Source organism: Limosilactobacillus albertensis (genome assembly GCF_014145555.1).
GTDB lineage: Bacteria > Bacillota > Bacilli > Lactobacillales > Lactobacillaceae > Limosilactobacillus > Limosilactobacillus albertensis.
Window position 1 is genome coordinate 1 of the sequence record NZ_JACIVD010000051.1, and the last position, 16219, is coordinate 16219.

A 16219-nucleotide genomic window follows, 5' to 3' on the forward strand; every position below is an offset into this window, starting at 1 on the left:
CGCCGTTTGTAAAATTAAGTTAGAAAAATAAAAAAGCCATTTGTGATAGACTTTTGAATAACCACAAACAAAAGTAAAGGAACATCACAAATGACTTATAAACATCTTACCACACGTGAACTAACCCTCATAGCTAATTTTTGGCACCAAGGTACGAAGGCTTATCAAGCTGCTAAACTGCTTAAACGAAGCCAAGAAACTATTTACCGAGTCTATCGATTTCTTGATAGCGGTAAGACCATTGCACAGTATCTTAAGGCTTACCAACGGAATAAGCAGCGTTGTGGTCGTAAGCAGGCTCAGCTAGCCAAGGATGAGATCAGCTACATCAATGAGCAGGTTAAAGCGGGCTGGACACCTGATACGATCATTGGTCGAGCAGAACGGACAATTAGCTGTAGTATGCGGACACTTTATCGGATGTTTGCTCGTGGACAGTACAATTTTGCCGTCCAGCAATTACCGATGAAAGGCAAGCGACACCCCAATGGCTATGTCGAACGACGTGGTAAGGCGGGGCATCTCGGTCGGAGTATTTACCAGCGATACCATGATTTTCCTCACTACCAACACGAGTTTGGTCACTTTGAAGCTGATACTGTTCAAGGAAAAGCTCATCGTGGTGCGGTCATGACCTTGGTGGAACGTCAATCTAAGGTGATGATTGTGCTTAACGTTCATCGTAAAACTGATGAAGCAGTTAACTATCACTTGGATAAATGGCTTTCTAAAATACCTCGTCATTTCGTTAAGTCGATTACCTTTGATAATGGTAAGGAATTCGCGGGCTGGCGTGAGATTGCCAATAAACATGATCTTCATACTTATTTTGCGGAGGTTGGAGCGCCCAATCAACGCGGCCTGAATGAAAACAATAATGGTATCTTACGTCGTGACGGTCTCAGTAAACGATTAGACTTCCGTAATTTACCAGATGAACTAATCACCCAGCTGATGCACAAACGAAATACTATTCCACGGAAGTCACTTCACTACCGCACACCACTTGAAGTATTCCTAAGTCACGTCACAGATGAACAGCTTTCAACATTTTTCTAATTTAAATTGACATTTCGGGTCTAAATACTTTTCTTCGTCAATAGAAAAGTTTCGAGCTACTATATTTGAAACGAGAGCTTTTAATCTCTCTTCTACCGCCAAGGAATATTTAAAAATAATATTGCTAACCTGAATATCTATCCAATGAACTTGATAGAGCATTTCAAAAGAAGTTCCTTTGCGAAATATATCAGGTTCTTTCTGCTTTAAGAACATATCTTTATAACCATTAATAATTGAATAGTATGGGAAAGTCATTAAAGCATTCTTGGCAAACTCATAGTCGTTTATTTCAACTCCACGACTTTTTAATATTGCTATTTGCTCATCAAACGATTTGTAAGGGTGTTTAAAATTTTTAACCATGCAAAAAGAGCCTCCCCACTATATAGCAGAAAGGCTCTTCTTCGCAGGTCACATCAAGGTAACCCATTTCAGACACCTTTATCATACCGTATAGTGTTAATCTCGTCAATCTATTAATCAACAAATTCAACAATATCTCCAACCGAAATTGCTGAATTAGGCTTAATATTTTTAACGTCTGAAGTATTTACATGTAAATCTTCAAATTTTGTTTTTGAAGCTTCTTTAATAAGTGGAGGGATGCTAGAAGCATTTACTTCTTTTTTAACCTTTTTTCTAGCAATTGAATATTTCTCACGAACATCGGTAATCTCTAAATAATCAATAGGAGGGTTATAGCTTCCGATTATTTCATCAGTTTCGGGGTCTTTTAAATCCATTCCTTTTGACTCAACAACAATTTGTTGGCCAATTTTGGCGTGTAATTTTTCTCCTCTAAAAACATTAGGATTTTCGGGGTCATCTTCATACCCATAATTAATAATAATTCTTGTATTATCTGGGATTGCAATAACCTTAATTTCTTTAGACATTATATCTAACCTCCAAAATAAAATTCTTTATTTTCTATGTCTCCATAAATATCCAAGCAATAAAGTAGCAGAGGTTGAATTGAGACCTGTTAATCTTATTCAACCTCGGTCCCTTTCCTATGCCAGTAGGAGAGGGGCTTTTTTCATTTGCCAGCTTTTTATGTCGTCAGGGTTTGGACAAAAAATTAGTGTAAATTTGCTTTCTTATCTGGATCCGGCTTTCTTAGGAGAAGTTTTTCCTTTCCGATACTTTTTCGGTGTAAATTTAGCTTTAGCTTTTCTCTTATTCATTTCCATAGCTGTTTGAATTGCCACTAGCATTTGTTCTTTACCACTTTGAGTAAGAGGAGGACCGTAGTAATTAGGATCCTTACCAGATTCAATATCTTGAACAATTTCTTTAGCAATGGTAGCAATCTTTTCTTTTTCTCTAAGTGTTAACTCAATGTGTTGGTTCATAGTTATATCCTTTAGTTATTAGTCATAGAACCGTCTGGATAAACATTGACGCTTTGAGCTGTTCCAGTCATGGTTCCTTGGGTTGGGTCAATTGCCTTTACAAAATATGAGCCATCTGGGTTTTGAATTGGTTGATTAGTGTCAGCGTCATACATGATGGTCCAATGGTAGTTACCGTTACCATCACCATATTTTGCTTTGGCAGCATTTAATGCATCTTGTGCATTATTAATTTGACCATTATTAGCTTGCTATGAATTGCTTTGCTGAGTTGATTGCACAGCTTGTTGCTGAGAACCATTCTGACTGCCTTGTTGAGTGGATGTTTGGCTAGCTTGGCTACTAGCTTGACTAGAGGCAGCAGAACTAGACGAACTTTGTGTATCTTTCTTGCTTTCCTTATGTACATTGCGATGCTTAACGGCTTTAGTAGTAGTTATAGATGAGCTACTACTTTTTTTATTTGATTTCTGTGATGCAGAGTTACTACATGCGGCGAGTGACATCCCCATTAATACTGTTGCACAGACTAAACCTATTTTTTTCATTGTGATTACTCCTTAGATAATAATGACTTTAATTATTCAGTAACATCTTGAATTTGTTCAATTAAAGTTTCACCATCATCATTTTGAGGACCTTGTGTATCTGGACTTGATTTTGCTCCACCATTAGCGTTGTTTTTAGCAAAAAGTGGTTCAAAGTAACAAGCAGTTGTACCTGCTCCTAAATTACCTAGATTGGAAAATTGGACTGCGTGACCATAATTATTTGAGAATTTATCTTTACTAAAAGCGATTATGAAATTGGCTCCATCTTTGCTACCTTGATAAAATGCAATACCATTACGTCGAAATTGTGATGGCGTATTATCAATAATTGATTGAATATTTTTGGCAAACTTAGTACGCTGAGCCAATGAACTAACTTTTGGTGTTTTCTTTAAGACATATACCGTATAGGAATTGTCAGCGGTATTAGTTACTTTCTTAATAGGAACATTCTTTCCAGCTTTTGTTGAGTTTAAATATTTCATTAATACTTTGGGATCATTAGATTGTGTTGCATCTTGCTTCATATCAGCACTTGCCGTATTAACAAATAATACGATTCCCATAAATACTCCTAATATCATAAGTACCTTTTTCATTTTTAATTACTCCTTATATAGCTTTTACCGTCAATCACGTTTGGACGTAAATTAATTATTTCACATAATAGTCCCAGATTTTGTTCCTTACTACCTCTGAAAGATAGTGAGGAACATGGAAAGTTTGCATAAAGTTTTCACTATTAACGCATTGAATATCAGTATCTTGACAATAGAAAGGAACTAACAGTTCAACAGCGCCAACGTTTGCTTTATATTCAACCGATTCCTTACCAGTGAAGCTAGCGTGGTAATAAACCACATCCCCAGGGTCGCCGTGAATAACATGGGCTAATTCATGGGCAAACTGGAAGATGATTTCTTTTGGACGGTGCCAATCGATATTCATTACCACCCGTCGATATTTATAGCTACTGCCAGGTGGAGTATAAGGTGAGAAGTGATCCCATACCACATCAATTTTATATTCTTTAGCTTTTTCCAATAAGTAATCGCAAACTTCTTCTGTTTGTTGGTATAACATTACTTACCACCACGCAATAATCGTTTCATATATTCTAAATCTTCTGGTGGAATTTGCCGACCCTCGTAGGTGAAGACTGTATCTTCGTCTGCAAGGTCGGCTGTTTTATTTTTCTTTGTATCTCGCCCTAAAAGGTAATCAGTTGAGACATTAAAGAAGTCGGCAATCTTAGTAAGGTTAGCTCCAGACGGAACTTTCTTTTTCCAAGAATATAAGGTGTTTTTCCCTAAGCCTACCTTTTCTTCTACCTCATTTACTGATAGTCCTTGCTTATCAGCCAATTTTTTTAGTCTATCAAATGGAGTCATAATATATTTTCTTCTCTCTGTTAAAATAAAGTCTAAAAATAGATTGACAATTAAAACAAAGACTAATACACTTACAATGTAAGTTGATTGGTGAGATATGATACTTACTTGATAAGATAACATTTTAGTCAATGTTCTAATTGAAAGTAGCTTATTTAATAAGCTTATTTTTATACTCAAATGTTAAAACAAAGACTAAAAAAAGTCAATATCATTAAAAGAAAGTGTGGTGTGTATATGTCAAATTTATCTTACAAAGAAAAACTGGCTATCCAATTTATTAGAAATAAGAGTGCAGGGTTACAACCAACAAGTCAACGTGCTATCGCTGAAAAGTTTGGACTATCAGCAATGTATGTCAATACTGTTGTTAATGGTAATCAGCATGGTCCCAAAGCGGATGAGTGGCGGAAGAAGTTTGCTGCATACGCAGGAATGGAGGGATGAAAGTGGTAGAGCAAAAGAAAAAAGTTACTTTCACTGACGCTAACAGTAAAAGTAACTTCATAAAAATAGGGAAATCGACTGTACTAATTAAATCAGGTGTAATAGTGATTCGTTCTGGTTTAATTATTCATCAATAAAGAATGAGGAAAAATATACCAATGAAAGAACAAGGAACTTTAAAAGATAAGCTAGTTGAAGTTGCTGGTGAGATTGTTGGAATGGTGGTTGAGGATAACAAAAAAACACTGCTAATTCGTAAAGCACACTACTCAGCTGGAAACGAGAACGTATTGCTTATGGAAAATGCAATGTTTTTTGACAGAGCAAACATTATGAATGCTTATTGGGTTAAATTTGTTGATCCTAAATTATCTATTCGTTCAGTTAATGCGCTTGGGGACATTAGAGACTTTTTGAACATTTAAATTAACGCTATCTGATGAATCAATGAATTCAACAGAAAGGACTTTGTAAATTTGCTGTTCCAAACTGTTGTTAACATTGATGAAAGCTCCAGTTGTTGGAACTGCAGGAAGAGAAGCATATCTGGATTTAGTTTCTCGGCCGTTCAAATATAGAAAACATCTAATCATAGTTAATTCACCTCCTTCTATAGGGATGATTCAAGTATAGCAAAAGATAACTACTTGCTGGCACAGGTAGTTATCCGTAATTAATAAGATTTAACAGGTCTCAACGTTGAAATAAGAAGGTGATATCAAATGATTATTGCAGCACCTGATTTAGAACAAAAATAATTAACAAGCTCTTAGAAGATAAAAAAGGGTTTGCAAAACAATTAATCACCGAAATGGTTGATAACACAGAGCTATGGGTTAGTCCACGTGATGCAACGATAAGGAATCGGCTATTTGCAGGACATGATATTGTGTGGATTCGTCAATTTATCTTTGATCGTTTTCCAGAGATTAACATTCAAGAAGGCGGTTGGTTAAAAGACGCACATGGTCGGGGTAAGCGAACAATGATTTATCTTCCTAAAGCTGAAGAATGGATTCGGGAACACGTTGATGAAATAGATTGGGAAGAGCAACTGCCTCGAAGAAAAGTCAAATAGGAATTTAGGAGATGAATGATGTGTGGCCATTAATTGTAATTCTTGGCTGTTTAACCTTTGCTGCAACTTACAGCATTGGTATCCGCCATGAATCAGTATTTAAGAAGAAGTATCAGGGCAAACACAATATTAAGAAGGTGTTTCGATGAAAGATGGCACTAAGCGTCTTCGAGAATTGATGGAGGAATACGATTTTCCTCTTGAAGCAATCCAAGATGTCCTTTATCGGCTTGGTTGGCATTTTCTTAGTGGTGGCCAAGTTGGGGATGATTATGTTTGGAAGCAGGTACGCTTCTTTGAAAATTTAGTTAAGTTTGACAAGGTATCACGAAAGAAGGCGATTAAATGAATGAACCAGCACTAGTCTGTTCAGGTCTAACAGCTGGAATGCTCTTATCTGCATTCTATGGCTCGGGACTATGCTTAGTCTTTGGATTTGTTCTATTTTGGAAGATTCTAGGAGCATTAGGCGACCCTGATAATCCAAATAAAAAAGCCACCGGTGATAACCGCACCGATGGCAAGTAAAAATTTCTTAGCAAAGATTTTTACAAGGAGATTATACCACATGAAAGTATTAAGTAAACCTGAACAAGCAGCAACTAAAATACGTGAACAAAAGAAAAGAATTAGAAACTTACGTGTTTCTGATCCACTTGACAATAAAGCAATTGATCTTTTCAAATGGCTCACCCTGTATGGCGAAGAACTAAATATAGCGATGGGGTGGAAAGGTCAGAACTAATGATGAGAAAAGTAACTGTCGTAGTTTTAATTAATCAGGAGGCACTCTAATGGCACAACGAAGAATGACGAGTGAAGCAGTTGTTGAAACTGATATGTTTCTTAGCATGACACCAACTGCACAGAACCTATATTTTCATCTGAATATGCACGCTGACGATTGCGGTCTTGTTAGTAATCCGATGGCTATCCAGCGGATGTGTAATTCTGCAGCAGATGATTTGAAGTTGCTGATTGCAAAGGGCTTTGTGATTCAGTTTGATGATGGGGTGGTTGCATTAGTTCACTGGAACATCAACAACCAAATTAGAAAGGACCGTTTTCATCCATCTATCCACCAGGACGATTTTAAGAAACTGATAGTAGATGGTAACAAAATCTACAAAATTGGCGTTCAACAATTACCTTTAGACTTACCAAATGACGGACAGGTGTCAACCACTCGTCAACCAAATGGAAACCAGATGACAACCAACTGTCAACCAAGTGACGGACAAATTGATGATGAGAATTTTGATGATACCATCTCAAATCCCAGTAATGACGGGGCCGCACCCACTTGGCAACCAGATGGCAACCAAGTGACAACCAATGGTAAACCGAGTCTAGGTAAGTATAGGTTAGATAAGTCTAGTATAGGTAAGTCTAGTTTAAATAATAAGACTACTAGTACTAGTGCCAAAATTATTTCCAACCTGTATAACAAAATCGAATCCGAAAAATTAAAACAAGAACTGCTACTATTCGTTAATGAGCTTGGAGAAGAAGTTGTTGCTTTTGCAATTGATTCTATGTATGAGAATGCAGACAGACCAACCTTTAAGTATCTCCGGACAGTTCTTAATCGATATAAGCAACAGGGGCTAAATAGCCTAGCTGCAGTTAAACATGATGATGATGTTTACAATGGCAAAGTTGTTGTAACAGCAACAGCTCATCCCCAAATTCCGCTGTATAAGTTAGGGGAGTAGTTTATGGCAAAAACAGGTAAGAAACGCTTAATTAAATTTTGGAAATACTATGAGCAGTGGTATATGACTTACAAAGTCAATTCGGTTAAAGGTGTAACTATAAATAAATACAAGCTTGTTTTGAAATGGCTTAAAAAATTAGTTCCAGATTTGGTGCTTGGTGATATGACCCGTGAAGATTTACAAAGATTAATAAATCTTTATGGCCAAACTCATCAAAAGACAACGGTAACTGACTTTTACCATCACATTGCACCAGCAATTGATGATGCTGTTTATGAAGGATGGATTACAGGAAAAAATCCTAATCACAAAATTAAGATTACTTCCTCAGTTCAGATTAAAGATAAAGGACCAAAATATTTGGAAATTGATGAGGTTAAAAAGCTGGAGCAAGTCTTTCGTCAAGACAAAACAGGGTGGGGTGACTTCTTTGACTTTAGTTTAAGAACCGGTGCTCGCTTTGCAGAAACGCTCGGCTTAACTCCCAAAGATGTTGACATGGACAATATGACTATTTATATCAACAAGACTTTTAACTACAAGTCGAAAGAGTATGGCAGTGATGAATACGGCAAGTTTATGCCAACTAAAAATAAATATTCGGTCAGGATAATCAAAATTGATTATAAGACGCTTATGGATTTACAAAGGCACATGGAAGGGTTAGCTCCGGATGCCCCGATATGGCCGACATGGTATACATCTATCGGTAAAGTGTCCCCTGTGCATGGTGAACCACGTATTTTTAATAGCACCTTTAATAGCAAGTTAGAAAAGATGTGTTGGGAAGCTGGAGTTCATCGAATAACAGTTCACGGGTTACGACATACCCACGCATCGATTTTAATTGCAAATCGTGTGTCTATTCAATCGGTGGCCAAACGTTTAGGACATGGTGACACTGAGACAACTCAACGAGTGTATATCCACCTTCTTGATGAATTAGCCCAAGAAGATGACAACAAAATCATGTCCGTAATGGCAGGAATTTGAGGTGGATTAATGCAATTTGATACAAAAACAGTTAATAAACTATTAGGCATTGATGAGTCTTATAAGGCTCCGGAAAGAATGCTACAGCTAATGCTTAACGATCGAAAACGGTCAGAGGTATTTAAGAGGTTCTTGAAAGTGTCAACTGACTTAAAGTTTGACTGGTTCCATGAGTATTTTGAGGATGAACAAGCAGAACGGAAGAGTAAAAAACAGGATTTCACTCCTGATAGCATCGCAACATTACTCAATCGCTTGGTTGATGACGATAAATCAAATAGCCATTACTTTGAAGTTGCTGCGGGTACTGGTGGAATTTTAATAAAACGTTGGTGGGATGATTGTTTGCATGACCGAGTTGGCAATCCTTTTCACGACAATAAGCAGTTGCAATTTCTATCAATCTTCACGTATGATCCACGCAGGTATTGGTATCAAGTGGAAGAAATGTCTGACCGTGCAGTTCCTTTTTTGCTATTCAATATGGCTATTAGGGGGATGAATGGCGTAGCAATCCAATGTGATTCATTAAGCAGAAAAGCAAAGGACGTTTACTTTATCCGTAACGATACCGATAACTTTATGGCATTTAGCGAAGTGATTAAAATGCCTCATACAGCAGAACTGAAAGAACTTTATAACATTTCAGAATGGGTTGATAAGTTTGAATAATAACTACTACCTCTGGATTCTTCAAACAGAGAATGATTTCTATAATCGTCCTAAATTAAGTAACGAGGAATTTGAAAAGAAGTTAGCAAATGTTTGGGGAGATGAGTTTAAGCTAGCTGGCAATTACAACGGTTATGATAATCCTGTGTATGTTTACCACAAGAAATGTGACAAAGTAATTTTTATTAGCAGAGCGGGTAACCTTCTTAAAGGACAGGGATGCAGACAGTGCTACTGGGATAGCCTTCATAAAAAACGATTAGCAGAAGGTAAGAAAAAGTTTGTTGAGTGGCTAGGAGAAGATTTCACATTGATTAGTGAATATAAAGGCTGCGATAAAAAAGTTATTGTTAAAGCTAATAAGTGTGGGCATGTGTTCAAAACGAGCGTTCGTAACTTACAGCTCAGAAAGATGTGCAAGGTTTGCTATGGAAAAAGAAAATACCCGTATCGATATACAATATTTGGAAGTTGGCTTTTGAAAGAACGCCAACGACTAGGTATTTCGCAGGAAACACTTAGTACTTTGAGTGGTGTTGACAATGCTCTTATATCACATATAGAAAATGGGCAATATAAGGCTGATGAAGCAATTCAAAACAGGCTTAAATATTATTTAGAAAAATATAAGGATTGGTCAGTTGGTACACACGATAGGAATTTTAAGCGTAGCCGTAGTCAATATGATTAATAAGCGGGGATGAATATGGAATTAAAAAATTACTTACGACATGATTACGTTGCCAAACGGCGGCAAGGCGATAAAAGCATGATGGAGGATCAGTTATTTGACATCATGCAAGTTAATTTAGCCCATCAGTTACATGATAAAGGTCGTTATAATCGGCTTTATTTGCCAATTGATATGGCAGCATTAGGCTGTGATGACTTTGTAATGGAGCCAGAATTGTATCACTTATTTGATGTTGGTGTTGATGGTGAGAAGATTGCTAAAAAATTAATTCATTTAATGCGACGCAACGGATGGAAGCTTGATTATTACTGTGAAGATGGACAAATGTTTATTGATGTGGAGGAGAAGAGCTATGAGTAAGAAAAAAGAAATTAATTTTGATTTATCAGAAATTGCCGAAGGGGGGGTACAGGTCAAACTCAATCGGGCATTAAAGCAAGTAGCCGATAATATTTTGGATCCTAATACAGACCCAACTAAGAAGCGCAAAGTGCAACTTAATATCACGCTTACTCCCAATGAAAAACGTGATGCATCTGATGTCACGATTGAAGTTAAAACTACTCTTGCACCAGAAATTGGGGTACCGACTACTATGTTACTTGGTCGTGATAGCAAGGGTGCAGTCCATGTTAATGAGCTTAAGTACGGTGTTAAGGGCCAAACCTATATTGATCCAGATGACGGCAAAGCTAAGACTGATACTGGCGAACCAGTCGAAGAAGTGGAAAAAGAAGAAAAGCGGAAAGTTATTGATTTGCAAAAGAAGGAGAACTAGTAAATGCAAGAACCAAGTATTAACAAGACGGTTTTTGAGGGAGAGTGCAAAGGACGAAGAGTAATTATCCGCAAGATGCACCAGTTTGCTGGTATACCTGCTCCCTTTTTGCCACTTCAAGATTATTATTGCGGGTATGTTGAACTATTGCCGAGCGATTATTATTACAGTCATTTGGCAGAAGCAGAATCATGTTTATCTGTGTGGGGGGGAATAACCTGGACTCCAGAATACGGAAAGCTGGATGATCTACCAGATGACTGCTTCATTGGTTTTGATACTGCTCACGCTAATCAGCCACCATTTAGTCAGCAAACTGTCATGGATGACTGTATGGAATTAATTAAACAAATCATAAAACGAAATGAAGAGGAGAACTAACTCATGGAAACAAAAATTAACGGTGAATTAACCCAATTTGAACAACTTGTAGATGATGCTCACGGTAACCGACTTATAAAAGGGCTAAATGGTCGGCAATATTTACTTGATAATGATGGGGATGCTGCACTCTTGAATGATCCAATCATTGCTCATACCCTACGTCTGAATCAATTAACAAGCTTAGTTGAATGGCTAGAAAGTGAAGGACAGCATATTAACGATAACTTACAAATTCACGTAATTAGTCCAACTGCTGTTGAGGTGATTGGTAACCTAACCACTGGCGGTCAACGTCCACGTTATGTTGAAGTTAAGGCAATAACTGATGATATTAATTTTGAACAATACCTTGATCAAGAAGCAATGGTCATTATGCTGCAATCCCAATTTGAAGAAAATAAAGACCGTGAAATTATCCTAAAGGTTGTCAGCAACTTACGTGATGAAACTGTTCATCAACAAACTGATGATGGAGTTAGTCAAAGTGTCCAAATTAATTCCGGAGTTGCTAGTGTTGATGAAGTAATGGTTCCTAATCCAGTAAAGCTAATTCCTTTCCGGACATTCCAAGAGGTCGAACAACCAGCAAGTAAGTTTATCTTCCGAATGCGTGAAGGAATGCAATCAGCATTATTCATGGCCGACAACAACCAATGGCAAGTAGAGGCTAAGAAGAATATTAAGGACTTTATTCAAAAGCTGGAACAAGAGACTTTTGATGAAATTAAATTCCCAGTGATTGCTTAGTAAACAGAGGAGTTAAATGAATGATTAAATATGATGGAGAAGTTGTTCGCTCTGAATCAGGGAGTGGGATAAAAGCTACTAGCAGACTACTATTTAATGAAGCACAGGTAACCGCAATCAAAGTAATTGCTAGGGATGAATTAAAGCAGCAAACAGATTATGGCATTGTCTATGTTGTCAAGGATATGAAGCTAGATGAATATGGAAAACTTGAATTAATTCATGTATTTAATGAATTGCATGATGCTCAAAGATATGCTGCTAGTCATCCCCGTGCATCAATTATGCCCAGAAAGGTGATTAAACATGAAGAAGCCAAAGAAGAAAAGTAAACGTTCTGCGATAAAAAAGAAGCATCGACGAATGAGAGAACATGCTGAGGAACATGCAAAGCAAACAGCTGAGTTAAATAAATATAAGCCATATAAGTTGGAGGTTAAGCATGATTGGTAGAGCAAAGGATCTATTTTTTAGTCTACTTGGTTATCTCTTAGCATTTATAGCCGGAATAACCGTATTTGCCATAGTATTAGTGATTCTTGGGATGCTGATTCGTCTTATTGCTTACTTGTGGGCGCCGCTAATTAAGCTATTTCTTTAAGTGTTGAAAAACAAAAAAGCTGCGCACGATAATGCACAGCTTCCCGAATAAATTAACAAATCTATTATAGCACAAGAAGGGGAGCTTATCGTGAACAGCATATTTCAAAAGTACAAGCGTAAAGAGTCATGCGATAAGGTTAAAGAATGGCTGAAACAATACTGGGATTGGCGAGATGAGGCGCAACAAAAGAAAATAACAGTAGGCAGTCCTAGTTTTGATGGTCAGCCTAAAGGAAGCCTATTTGATCCAGACTATAGAATAACGGACTGGGTAAATGCTGAACGGGAATGGAAAGTTAGGGAAAATTTACTGCAGTATATATCTAGTAAGGGAGATGAGCATGAGTTGTATGCTTTGATCCTTGATTATCGCTTTGTCCATCATCATTGGAAAATGGATAAGGTAGCATTAGAACTTAATATCCCCAAACGAACTTGCGAGGATATGCAAAAAGAAGCCTTATGGGAAGCTGCTAAAGTTTGTCCTGATAAGAGAGTTCTCGTTCCTAAATGAAGTCTGCGGATTTCTTGCGGACTTTCTGCGGACTATTTGCGGTTTTTCAATGGAAATCGGTTTTATTATGGTATTGTCGAATGATTGATAATTTGTTTTTTTGAATGAATACTGTTCTCCAAAATATTTTTACAATATGCTACTCTAATAGTCTCAGGCAGCCGTGCTGTATCAGCAAAAGAGTCCGTAATCTAACTCAACGGCTAACAGGTTACAACGATTAAGGACAACAATACCGTTACAGGAGTAGGCGGAAAACTACGACCGGGTGCGGAGATTGTGTAGTCCTGATTATGCGAGTATTTGGAACAGGTGAGAGGGTCGTAAGTGCGAATAAATCCCGTTCGCTACCTGTTGAGTTCGATTCTCAATATTCGCAATTGCAGTGTATACGAATCACACTGCTTGCTAAGATCCAAGGTGGCAAAAGCGCGGTTCGAATCCGTCTCTCGGCTTTTATCACGGTAACCAATTAAAAGGAGATGATATGCTCCCTTTAAGTTAGATAACAAGCCGTGATTAATCGGAGTTAGCTTATCTTCTGAAGAGTGATAGATACTCTACGGAGCCTATTACGGGATAAGCACTCTGTATTATGCTGATAAAGGGTAGGGATGAACACCCTAATGGTACGGTTCGATTCCGTCCATCAGCTATCAGAGTTTAAAATAAAATAAGATCCGCTGGCAAACGGATCCTGTTTCAATATTTTTAAACTCTAAAGTTGCCACGCTCTTCTTGCCTTTATTGGTTATTGTTCCAACAATGCGCAAGAAATTATAAGTACTGTGTCGAAGTTTGATATTACTTCTTAAAGGGTTATCCAACTTATAAAATTTGTCTGTCGCTAAACTTCGAAATCTACTGAAACTGAGCTTCATAGTTGGCAGTAAGAAGGAATATCTACACTTCACTATTTACTATTAAAAGCTGAATTTTCTCAGATTTGATAACCAGTCTTATCTTTGAAGACACATAGACTTTCAATTTCAATAGCTGACATTTTCCTTATAACTAGAGTGCATTAATACCCAAAAACTGTGACAAAAATCATCACACCTTTCTTAAATTGATATCAATATTAATACTACTCTTTATTGTATAGTCAGCCAATAGGAATATTTTTTGCCTAAATGATTAGTAACATTATAAGGGGGATGACCAACGTGAATTGCATTTATTTTTATTATGAACGCGATTCTGTTTTGCCTGTTATATTAGCACAGCAAGATGGCTATTCGTTAGTTACTGTGAGCGAATTGGCAAAAGGGCTGAAAAAAGGAATCAGAATTTACGTTCGAATAGGCGATAAAGTTTTTGCTACAAGAGCATATGGGAAGTCAGCTTAATAGCTGGCTTTTTTATTTGGAGGTAATAAGTTGAAAGGCTTTAGAAGAATTAATGTAGTCAATTGGCTTCGTGATAATGAATTTTATAAACTGTATGCTAATAATAAAATAAATGTGATCGCATCAGGTAGTTTATTACCAGAACATTGGTTTGTAGTAAAGAATATTTTACTCAAATAAAAGGGGCTGTGACATAAGTCCTTTAAATTAAGAGAACCGTTCGGAATTTCATTTGAAATTCTGAGCGGTTCTTCCTTTTCTTAAAATTAATACTAAATATGGACAGCCTCCCGGCGATCTTTTTCATATTCAGTGCCATTAGGGCAATTCCAATCTGACTTTTGGCTTTCTTGAGACCACGCACCGTGAACCTCTTGAAACCCAAATAAGCTTTCAAATTTCCAAAAACAGTTTCTACATCGTACTTGCGACGAGAATACGTAGTGGACTTTGAAAGCGACTTACGTGCTTTAGCTTTAAAATACTCCCATTGTGGATTAACCATAATATACTTAGTATTTCCACGTGGCGTTAATGCCTGAGGAATAACTTGGTGATTTTCATCGTACTTTTCGGCTTGATATACCTTAAAGTCGCGATGGAACTTATATTTATCGTTTCGGTAAGCGTATCGTTTAAAATTAAAGCGGACTCCAGCTGGATTGACATAGTAATCATCGTCTTCATGGTATTCCCAATTCATAACCTTTCGATCATCAGAGCGCCATTTGCGACTATTCTCTTTAATCATCGTGCTATAAGGAATTAGGGCGGTGCAATCAGGCAACTCATCTTCAAGATATTTATAATTACGTTCAGACCCATAACCAGCATCGGCTACAATTTCTCGTCCCAAAACTTCGTTCTGGGCGAGCTGCTTAAGAAATGGAATTAGTGTTCTCGTATCAGTGGGGTTTTGCATTAAGTCATAACCAAGCGTAAATTGCGAATTAGTCATAATTTGAAGATTATATGCCGGCTTAGTTTGTCCATTACGCATTGGATCTTCTTTAACGCGCATAAAAGTAGCTGCGTGATCTGTTTTAGAGTAGCTATTCCGTGAACCAGCGATCTGCATTTGAGTACGATATTCTAAATTTTTTTGGCGACAGTGTTCTAAAGCGCGGCGATATTTTTTGGCGTGGCGTCGTTCTTGTTTGGCCGGATTAGGCGAAACCTTAGCGGTTTCGCTTACCTGTTGATTCAATTCTTCGATACGTTGTTCAAGAAGCGCAATAATAGTATCGAGCTGATCAACGTCAAAGTTATTCTCGTCAACGTCGATTTTAACTTCAGCTTGCTTGATTTCTTGAAGCAGTTTACGGGCTTTTTCAACGTTTAATTCACTATATTTGATCGTACGCTTCTTCCAAACAAAGGAGTACTTATTTGCGTTAGCCAGAATTTTAGTGCCATCAATAAATGAAGCCTCATCAATCATTCCTTGAGCTTTCAAGTAGTCATGAAACTCCTTAAAACTGCTTTGGATCATTTCTTCTAAGTCCTTAGAAATCACAAAGCGAGCAATCGTACGGTAAGTTGGTCGCTGTTCTTGAGTTAACCACATTGCGACAATATTTTCACGAGCAAAGCGTTCAATTTTCCGACAGGAAATAATACCGTAACTGTAGGCTAAAAGGACCAATTTTAATAACATTCTCGGATCGTATTCCCTTGGTCGCCCCATAATATTAGGCTTGCGGATCGCAAGGCCTTCAACTAATTGGTTAATATAACGAGCAGGATGGTTTAATTCAGGTTCATAGGCAGTAGGTATGTTCAAACTAAGTTGATTCATGTTATAATTAGTTTCCAATGTTTTATATATCCTTTCGAGGGTATTTTGAAGACATCGACGGGCTGGTCGGTGTCTTTTTCTTTTA

The 16219-nt window shown here is 37.3% G+C and carries 29 protein-coding genes and 1 pseudogene; 21 read left to right on the forward strand and 9 right to left on the reverse strand.

Going from position 1 to position 16219, the window contains the following annotated elements; all coding sequences use genetic code 11:
• The first annotated feature begins 90 nt into the window (after positions 1–90).
• Entirely contained in the window at positions 91–1059 is a 969-nt protein-coding gene (locus H5S41_RS02560) for an IS30 family transposase (protein ID WP_085720378.1), read from the forward strand.
• Here the strand turns inward: H5S41_RS02560 and H5S41_RS02565 are convergent.
• The 8 genes from H5S41_RS02565 to H5S41_RS02600 all read right to left on the reverse strand — a co-directional run bounded on the left by H5S41_RS02565 (position 1045) and on the right by H5S41_RS02600 (position 4359).
• Positions 1045–1425, reverse strand: coding sequence for an Abi family protein (locus H5S41_RS02565; protein WP_182602181.1), 381 nt, complete (start codon positions 1423–1425; stop codon positions 1045–1047). The two genes, H5S41_RS02560 and H5S41_RS02565, sit on opposite strands and share 15 nt — an antisense overlap.
• A gap of 113 nt (positions 1426–1538) precedes the next feature.
• Positions 1539–1958: a hypothetical protein gene (locus tag H5S41_RS02570; protein WP_182602183.1), complete on the reverse strand. Its 420-nt coding sequence runs from the start codon at positions 1956–1958 to the stop codon at positions 1539–1541.
• Positions 1959–2162: 204 nt separating this feature from the next.
• Positions 2163–2417 (reverse strand): hypothetical protein, encoded by a 255-nt coding sequence (locus H5S41_RS02575; protein WP_182602185.1) that lies wholly within the window; start codon positions 2415–2417, stop codon positions 2163–2165.
• Between the two features lie 11 nt (positions 2418–2428).
• Positions 2429–2572, reverse strand: a complete 144-nt coding sequence (locus H5S41_RS02580; protein WP_182602187.1) for a hypothetical protein — start codon at positions 2570–2572, stop codon at positions 2429–2431.
• Positions 2573–2668: 96 nt separating this feature from the next.
• The gene (locus tag H5S41_RS02585) at positions 2669–2965 is read right to left on the reverse strand and encodes a hypothetical protein (protein ID WP_182602189.1); all 297 of its coding nucleotides are present in this window, start codon (positions 2963–2965) and stop codon (positions 2669–2671) included.
• Between the two features lie 32 nt (positions 2966–2997).
• A complete protein-coding gene (locus H5S41_RS02590; protein ID WP_182602191.1) occupies positions 2998–3567 on the reverse strand; it encodes a hypothetical protein in 570 nt (189 codons plus the stop codon).
• A gap of 55 nt (positions 3568–3622) precedes the next feature.
• Complete coding sequence (locus H5S41_RS02595) at positions 3623–4051, reverse strand: ImmA/IrrE family metallo-endopeptidase (RefSeq protein WP_182602201.1); 429 nt, start codon at positions 4049–4051, stop codon at positions 3623–3625.
• A complete protein-coding gene (locus H5S41_RS02600) occupies positions 4051–4359 on the reverse strand; it encodes a helix-turn-helix domain-containing protein (RefSeq protein WP_182602203.1) in 309 nt (102 codons plus the stop codon). Before H5S41_RS02600 ends, H5S41_RS02595 begins: the two co-directional genes overlap by 1 nt.
• 237 nt (positions 4360–4596) lie before the next feature.
• On the opposite strand from H5S41_RS02600, the gene H5S41_RS02605 reads away from it, so the two are divergent.
• The 20 genes from H5S41_RS02605 (at position 4597) to H5S41_RS02690 (ending at position 14336) form a co-directional block, all read left to right on the forward strand.
• Positions 4597–4806, forward strand: coding sequence for an XRE family transcriptional regulator (locus tag H5S41_RS02605; protein WP_182602205.1), 210 nt, complete (start codon positions 4597–4599; stop codon positions 4804–4806).
• A gap of 2 nt (positions 4807–4808) precedes the next feature.
• The gene (locus H5S41_RS11900; protein ID WP_259395041.1) at positions 4809–4943 is read left to right on the forward strand and encodes a hypothetical protein; all 135 of its coding nucleotides are present in this window, start codon (positions 4809–4811) and stop codon (positions 4941–4943) included.
• Between the two features lie 21 nt (positions 4944–4964).
• Complete coding sequence (locus H5S41_RS02610; RefSeq protein WP_182602207.1) at positions 4965–5231, forward strand: hypothetical protein; 267 nt, start codon at positions 4965–4967, stop codon at positions 5229–5231.
• 386 nt (positions 5232–5617) lie between these two features.
• Positions 5618–5884, forward strand: a complete 267-nt coding sequence (locus tag H5S41_RS02615; protein WP_182602209.1) for a hypothetical protein — start codon at positions 5618–5620, stop codon at positions 5882–5884.
• A 20-nt stretch (positions 5885–5904) separates the two neighbouring features.
• Positions 5905–6033, forward strand: coding sequence for a hypothetical protein (locus H5S41_RS11905; RefSeq protein WP_259395042.1), 129 nt, complete (start codon positions 5905–5907; stop codon positions 6031–6033).
• Positions 6030–6233, forward strand: a complete 204-nt coding sequence (locus H5S41_RS02620) for a DUF6877 family protein (RefSeq protein WP_182602211.1) — start codon at positions 6030–6032, stop codon at positions 6231–6233. Before H5S41_RS11905 ends, H5S41_RS02620 begins: the two co-directional genes overlap by 4 nt.
• The gene (locus H5S41_RS02625) at positions 6230–6412 is read left to right on the forward strand and encodes a hypothetical protein (protein ID WP_182602213.1); all 183 of its coding nucleotides are present in this window, start codon (positions 6230–6232) and stop codon (positions 6410–6412) included. The genes H5S41_RS02620 and H5S41_RS02625 overlap by 4 nt, the downstream gene beginning before the upstream one ends.
• Before the next feature lie 40 nt (positions 6413–6452).
• Positions 6453–6629 (forward strand): hypothetical protein, encoded by a 177-nt coding sequence (locus tag H5S41_RS02630; RefSeq protein WP_182602215.1) that lies wholly within the window; start codon positions 6453–6455, stop codon positions 6627–6629.
• Between the two features lie 49 nt (positions 6630–6678).
• Positions 6679–7599 carry a DnaD domain-containing protein gene (locus H5S41_RS02635; protein ID WP_182602217.1) on the forward strand — a complete coding sequence of 307 codons (921 nt, stop codon included), beginning with the start codon at positions 6679–6681 and terminating at the stop codon, positions 7597–7599.
• A 3-nt stretch (positions 7600–7602) separates the two neighbouring features.
• Positions 7603–8595, forward strand: a complete 993-nt coding sequence (locus H5S41_RS02640) for a site-specific integrase (RefSeq protein ID WP_182602218.1) — start codon at positions 7603–7605, stop codon at positions 8593–8595.
• A 9-nt stretch (positions 8596–8604) separates the two neighbouring features.
• Positions 8605–9267: an N-6 DNA methylase gene (locus tag H5S41_RS02645; RefSeq protein ID WP_182602221.1), complete on the forward strand. Its 663-nt coding sequence runs from the start codon at positions 8605–8607 to the stop codon at positions 9265–9267.
• Positions 9260–9958: a helix-turn-helix domain-containing protein gene (locus H5S41_RS02650; RefSeq protein WP_182602223.1), complete on the forward strand. Its 699-nt coding sequence runs from the start codon at positions 9260–9262 to the stop codon at positions 9956–9958. The genes H5S41_RS02645 and H5S41_RS02650 overlap by 8 nt, the downstream gene beginning before the upstream one ends.
• 15 nt (positions 9959–9973) lie before the next feature.
• Positions 9974–10321: a hypothetical protein gene (locus H5S41_RS02655; protein ID WP_182602225.1), complete on the forward strand. Its 348-nt coding sequence runs from the start codon at positions 9974–9976 to the stop codon at positions 10319–10321.
• Positions 10314–10739 (forward strand): replication terminator protein, encoded by a 426-nt coding sequence (locus tag H5S41_RS02660; RefSeq protein WP_182602227.1) that lies wholly within the window; start codon positions 10314–10316, stop codon positions 10737–10739. Before H5S41_RS02655 ends, H5S41_RS02660 begins: the two co-directional genes overlap by 8 nt.
• A gap of 3 nt (positions 10740–10742) precedes the next feature.
• Complete coding sequence (locus H5S41_RS02665) at positions 10743–11120, forward strand: hypothetical protein (protein WP_182602229.1); 378 nt, start codon at positions 10743–10745, stop codon at positions 11118–11120.
• Between the two features lie 3 nt (positions 11121–11123).
• Positions 11124–11870, forward strand: coding sequence for a hypothetical protein (locus H5S41_RS02670; protein WP_182602231.1), 747 nt, complete (start codon positions 11124–11126; stop codon positions 11868–11870).
• 20 nt (positions 11871–11890) lie between these two features.
• Positions 11891–12202 carry a hypothetical protein gene (locus H5S41_RS02675; RefSeq protein ID WP_182602233.1) on the forward strand — a complete coding sequence of 104 codons (312 nt, stop codon included), beginning with the start codon at positions 11891–11893 and terminating at the stop codon, positions 12200–12202.
• Positions 12177–12323 (forward strand): hypothetical protein, encoded by a 147-nt coding sequence (locus H5S41_RS02680; protein WP_182602235.1) that lies wholly within the window; start codon positions 12177–12179, stop codon positions 12321–12323. The genes H5S41_RS02675 and H5S41_RS02680 overlap by 26 nt, the downstream gene beginning before the upstream one ends.
• A gap of 238 nt (positions 12324–12561) precedes the next feature.
• A complete protein-coding gene (locus tag H5S41_RS02685; RefSeq protein ID WP_182602237.1) occupies positions 12562–12987 on the forward strand; it encodes a transcriptional regulator in 426 nt (141 codons plus the stop codon).
• Between the two features lie 1157 nt (positions 12988–14144).
• Positions 14145–14336, forward strand: coding sequence for a hypothetical protein (locus H5S41_RS02690; protein WP_182602239.1), 192 nt, complete (start codon positions 14145–14147; stop codon positions 14334–14336).
• Positions 14337–14419: 83 nt separating this feature from the next.
• Here H5S41_RS02690 and H5S41_RS02695 read toward each other — a convergent pair.
• A pseudogene (locus H5S41_RS02695) lies at positions 14420–16152 on the reverse strand (IS1182 family transposase).
• Positions 16153–16219: the final 67 nt, after the last annotated feature.

What these genes read in the sequence shown, in the direction of transcription:
- H5S41_RS02560 (WP_085720378.1), top strand. Translation starts at nt 91, where the DNA reads ATGACTTATAAACATCTTACCACACGTGAACTAACCCTCATAGCTAAT.
- H5S41_RS02565 (WP_182602181.1), bottom strand. Translation starts at nt 1,425, where the DNA reads ATGGTTAAAAATTTTAAACACCCTTACAAATCGTTTGATGAGCAAATA.
- H5S41_RS02570 (WP_182602183.1), bottom strand. Translation starts at nt 1,958, where the DNA reads ATGTCTAAAGAAATTAAGGTTATTGCAATCCCAGATAATACAAGAATT.
- H5S41_RS02575 (WP_182602185.1), bottom strand. Translation starts at nt 2,417, where the DNA reads ATGAACCAACACATTGAGTTAACACTTAGAGAAAAAGAAAAGATTGCT.
- H5S41_RS02580 (WP_182602187.1), bottom strand. Translation starts at nt 2,572, where the DNA reads ATGTATGACGCTGACACTAATCAACCAATTCAAAACCCAGATGGCTCA.
- H5S41_RS02585 (WP_182602189.1), bottom strand. Translation starts at nt 2,965, where the DNA reads ATGAAAAAAATAGGTTTAGTCTGTGCAACAGTATTAATGGGGATGTCA.
- H5S41_RS02590 (WP_182602191.1), bottom strand. Translation starts at nt 3,567, where the DNA reads ATGAAAAAGGTACTTATGATATTAGGAGTATTTATGGGAATCGTATTA.
- H5S41_RS02595 (WP_182602201.1), bottom strand. Translation starts at nt 4,051, where the DNA reads ATGTTATACCAACAAACAGAAGAAGTTTGCGATTACTTATTGGAAAAA.
- H5S41_RS02600 (WP_182602203.1), bottom strand. Translation starts at nt 4,359, where the DNA reads ATGACTCCATTTGATAGACTAAAAAAATTGGCTGATAAGCAAGGACTA.
- H5S41_RS02605 (WP_182602205.1), top strand. Translation starts at nt 4,597, where the DNA reads ATGTCAAATTTATCTTACAAAGAAAAACTGGCTATCCAATTTATTAGA.
- H5S41_RS02610 (WP_182602207.1), top strand. Translation starts at nt 4,965, where the DNA reads ATGAAAGAACAAGGAACTTTAAAAGATAAGCTAGTTGAAGTTGCTGGT.
- H5S41_RS02615 (WP_182602209.1), top strand. Translation starts at nt 5,618, where the DNA reads ATGGTTGATAACACAGAGCTATGGGTTAGTCCACGTGATGCAACGATA.
- H5S41_RS02620 (WP_182602211.1), top strand. Translation starts at nt 6,030, where the DNA reads ATGAAAGATGGCACTAAGCGTCTTCGAGAATTGATGGAGGAATACGAT.
- H5S41_RS02625 (WP_182602213.1), top strand. Translation starts at nt 6,230, where the DNA reads ATGAATGAACCAGCACTAGTCTGTTCAGGTCTAACAGCTGGAATGCTC.
- H5S41_RS02630 (WP_182602215.1), top strand. Translation starts at nt 6,453, where the DNA reads ATGAAAGTATTAAGTAAACCTGAACAAGCAGCAACTAAAATACGTGAA.
- H5S41_RS02635 (WP_182602217.1), top strand. Translation starts at nt 6,679, where the DNA reads ATGGCACAACGAAGAATGACGAGTGAAGCAGTTGTTGAAACTGATATG.
- H5S41_RS02640 (WP_182602218.1), top strand. Translation starts at nt 7,603, where the DNA reads ATGGCAAAAACAGGTAAGAAACGCTTAATTAAATTTTGGAAATACTAT.
- H5S41_RS02645 (WP_182602221.1), top strand. Translation starts at nt 8,605, where the DNA reads ATGCAATTTGATACAAAAACAGTTAATAAACTATTAGGCATTGATGAG.
- H5S41_RS02655 (WP_182602225.1), top strand. Translation starts at nt 9,974, where the DNA reads ATGGAATTAAAAAATTACTTACGACATGATTACGTTGCCAAACGGCGG.
- H5S41_RS02660 (WP_182602227.1), top strand. Translation starts at nt 10,314, where the DNA reads ATGAGTAAGAAAAAAGAAATTAATTTTGATTTATCAGAAATTGCCGAA.
- H5S41_RS02665 (WP_182602229.1), top strand. Translation starts at nt 10,743, where the DNA reads ATGCAAGAACCAAGTATTAACAAGACGGTTTTTGAGGGAGAGTGCAAA.
- H5S41_RS02670 (WP_182602231.1), top strand. Translation starts at nt 11,124, where the DNA reads ATGGAAACAAAAATTAACGGTGAATTAACCCAATTTGAACAACTTGTA.
- H5S41_RS02675 (WP_182602233.1), top strand. Translation starts at nt 11,891, where the DNA reads ATGATTAAATATGATGGAGAAGTTGTTCGCTCTGAATCAGGGAGTGGG.
- H5S41_RS02680 (WP_182602235.1), top strand. Translation starts at nt 12,177, where the DNA reads ATGAAGAAGCCAAAGAAGAAAAGTAAACGTTCTGCGATAAAAAAGAAG.
- H5S41_RS02690 (WP_182602239.1), top strand. Translation starts at nt 14,145, where the DNA reads ATGACCAACGTGAATTGCATTTATTTTTATTATGAACGCGATTCTGTT.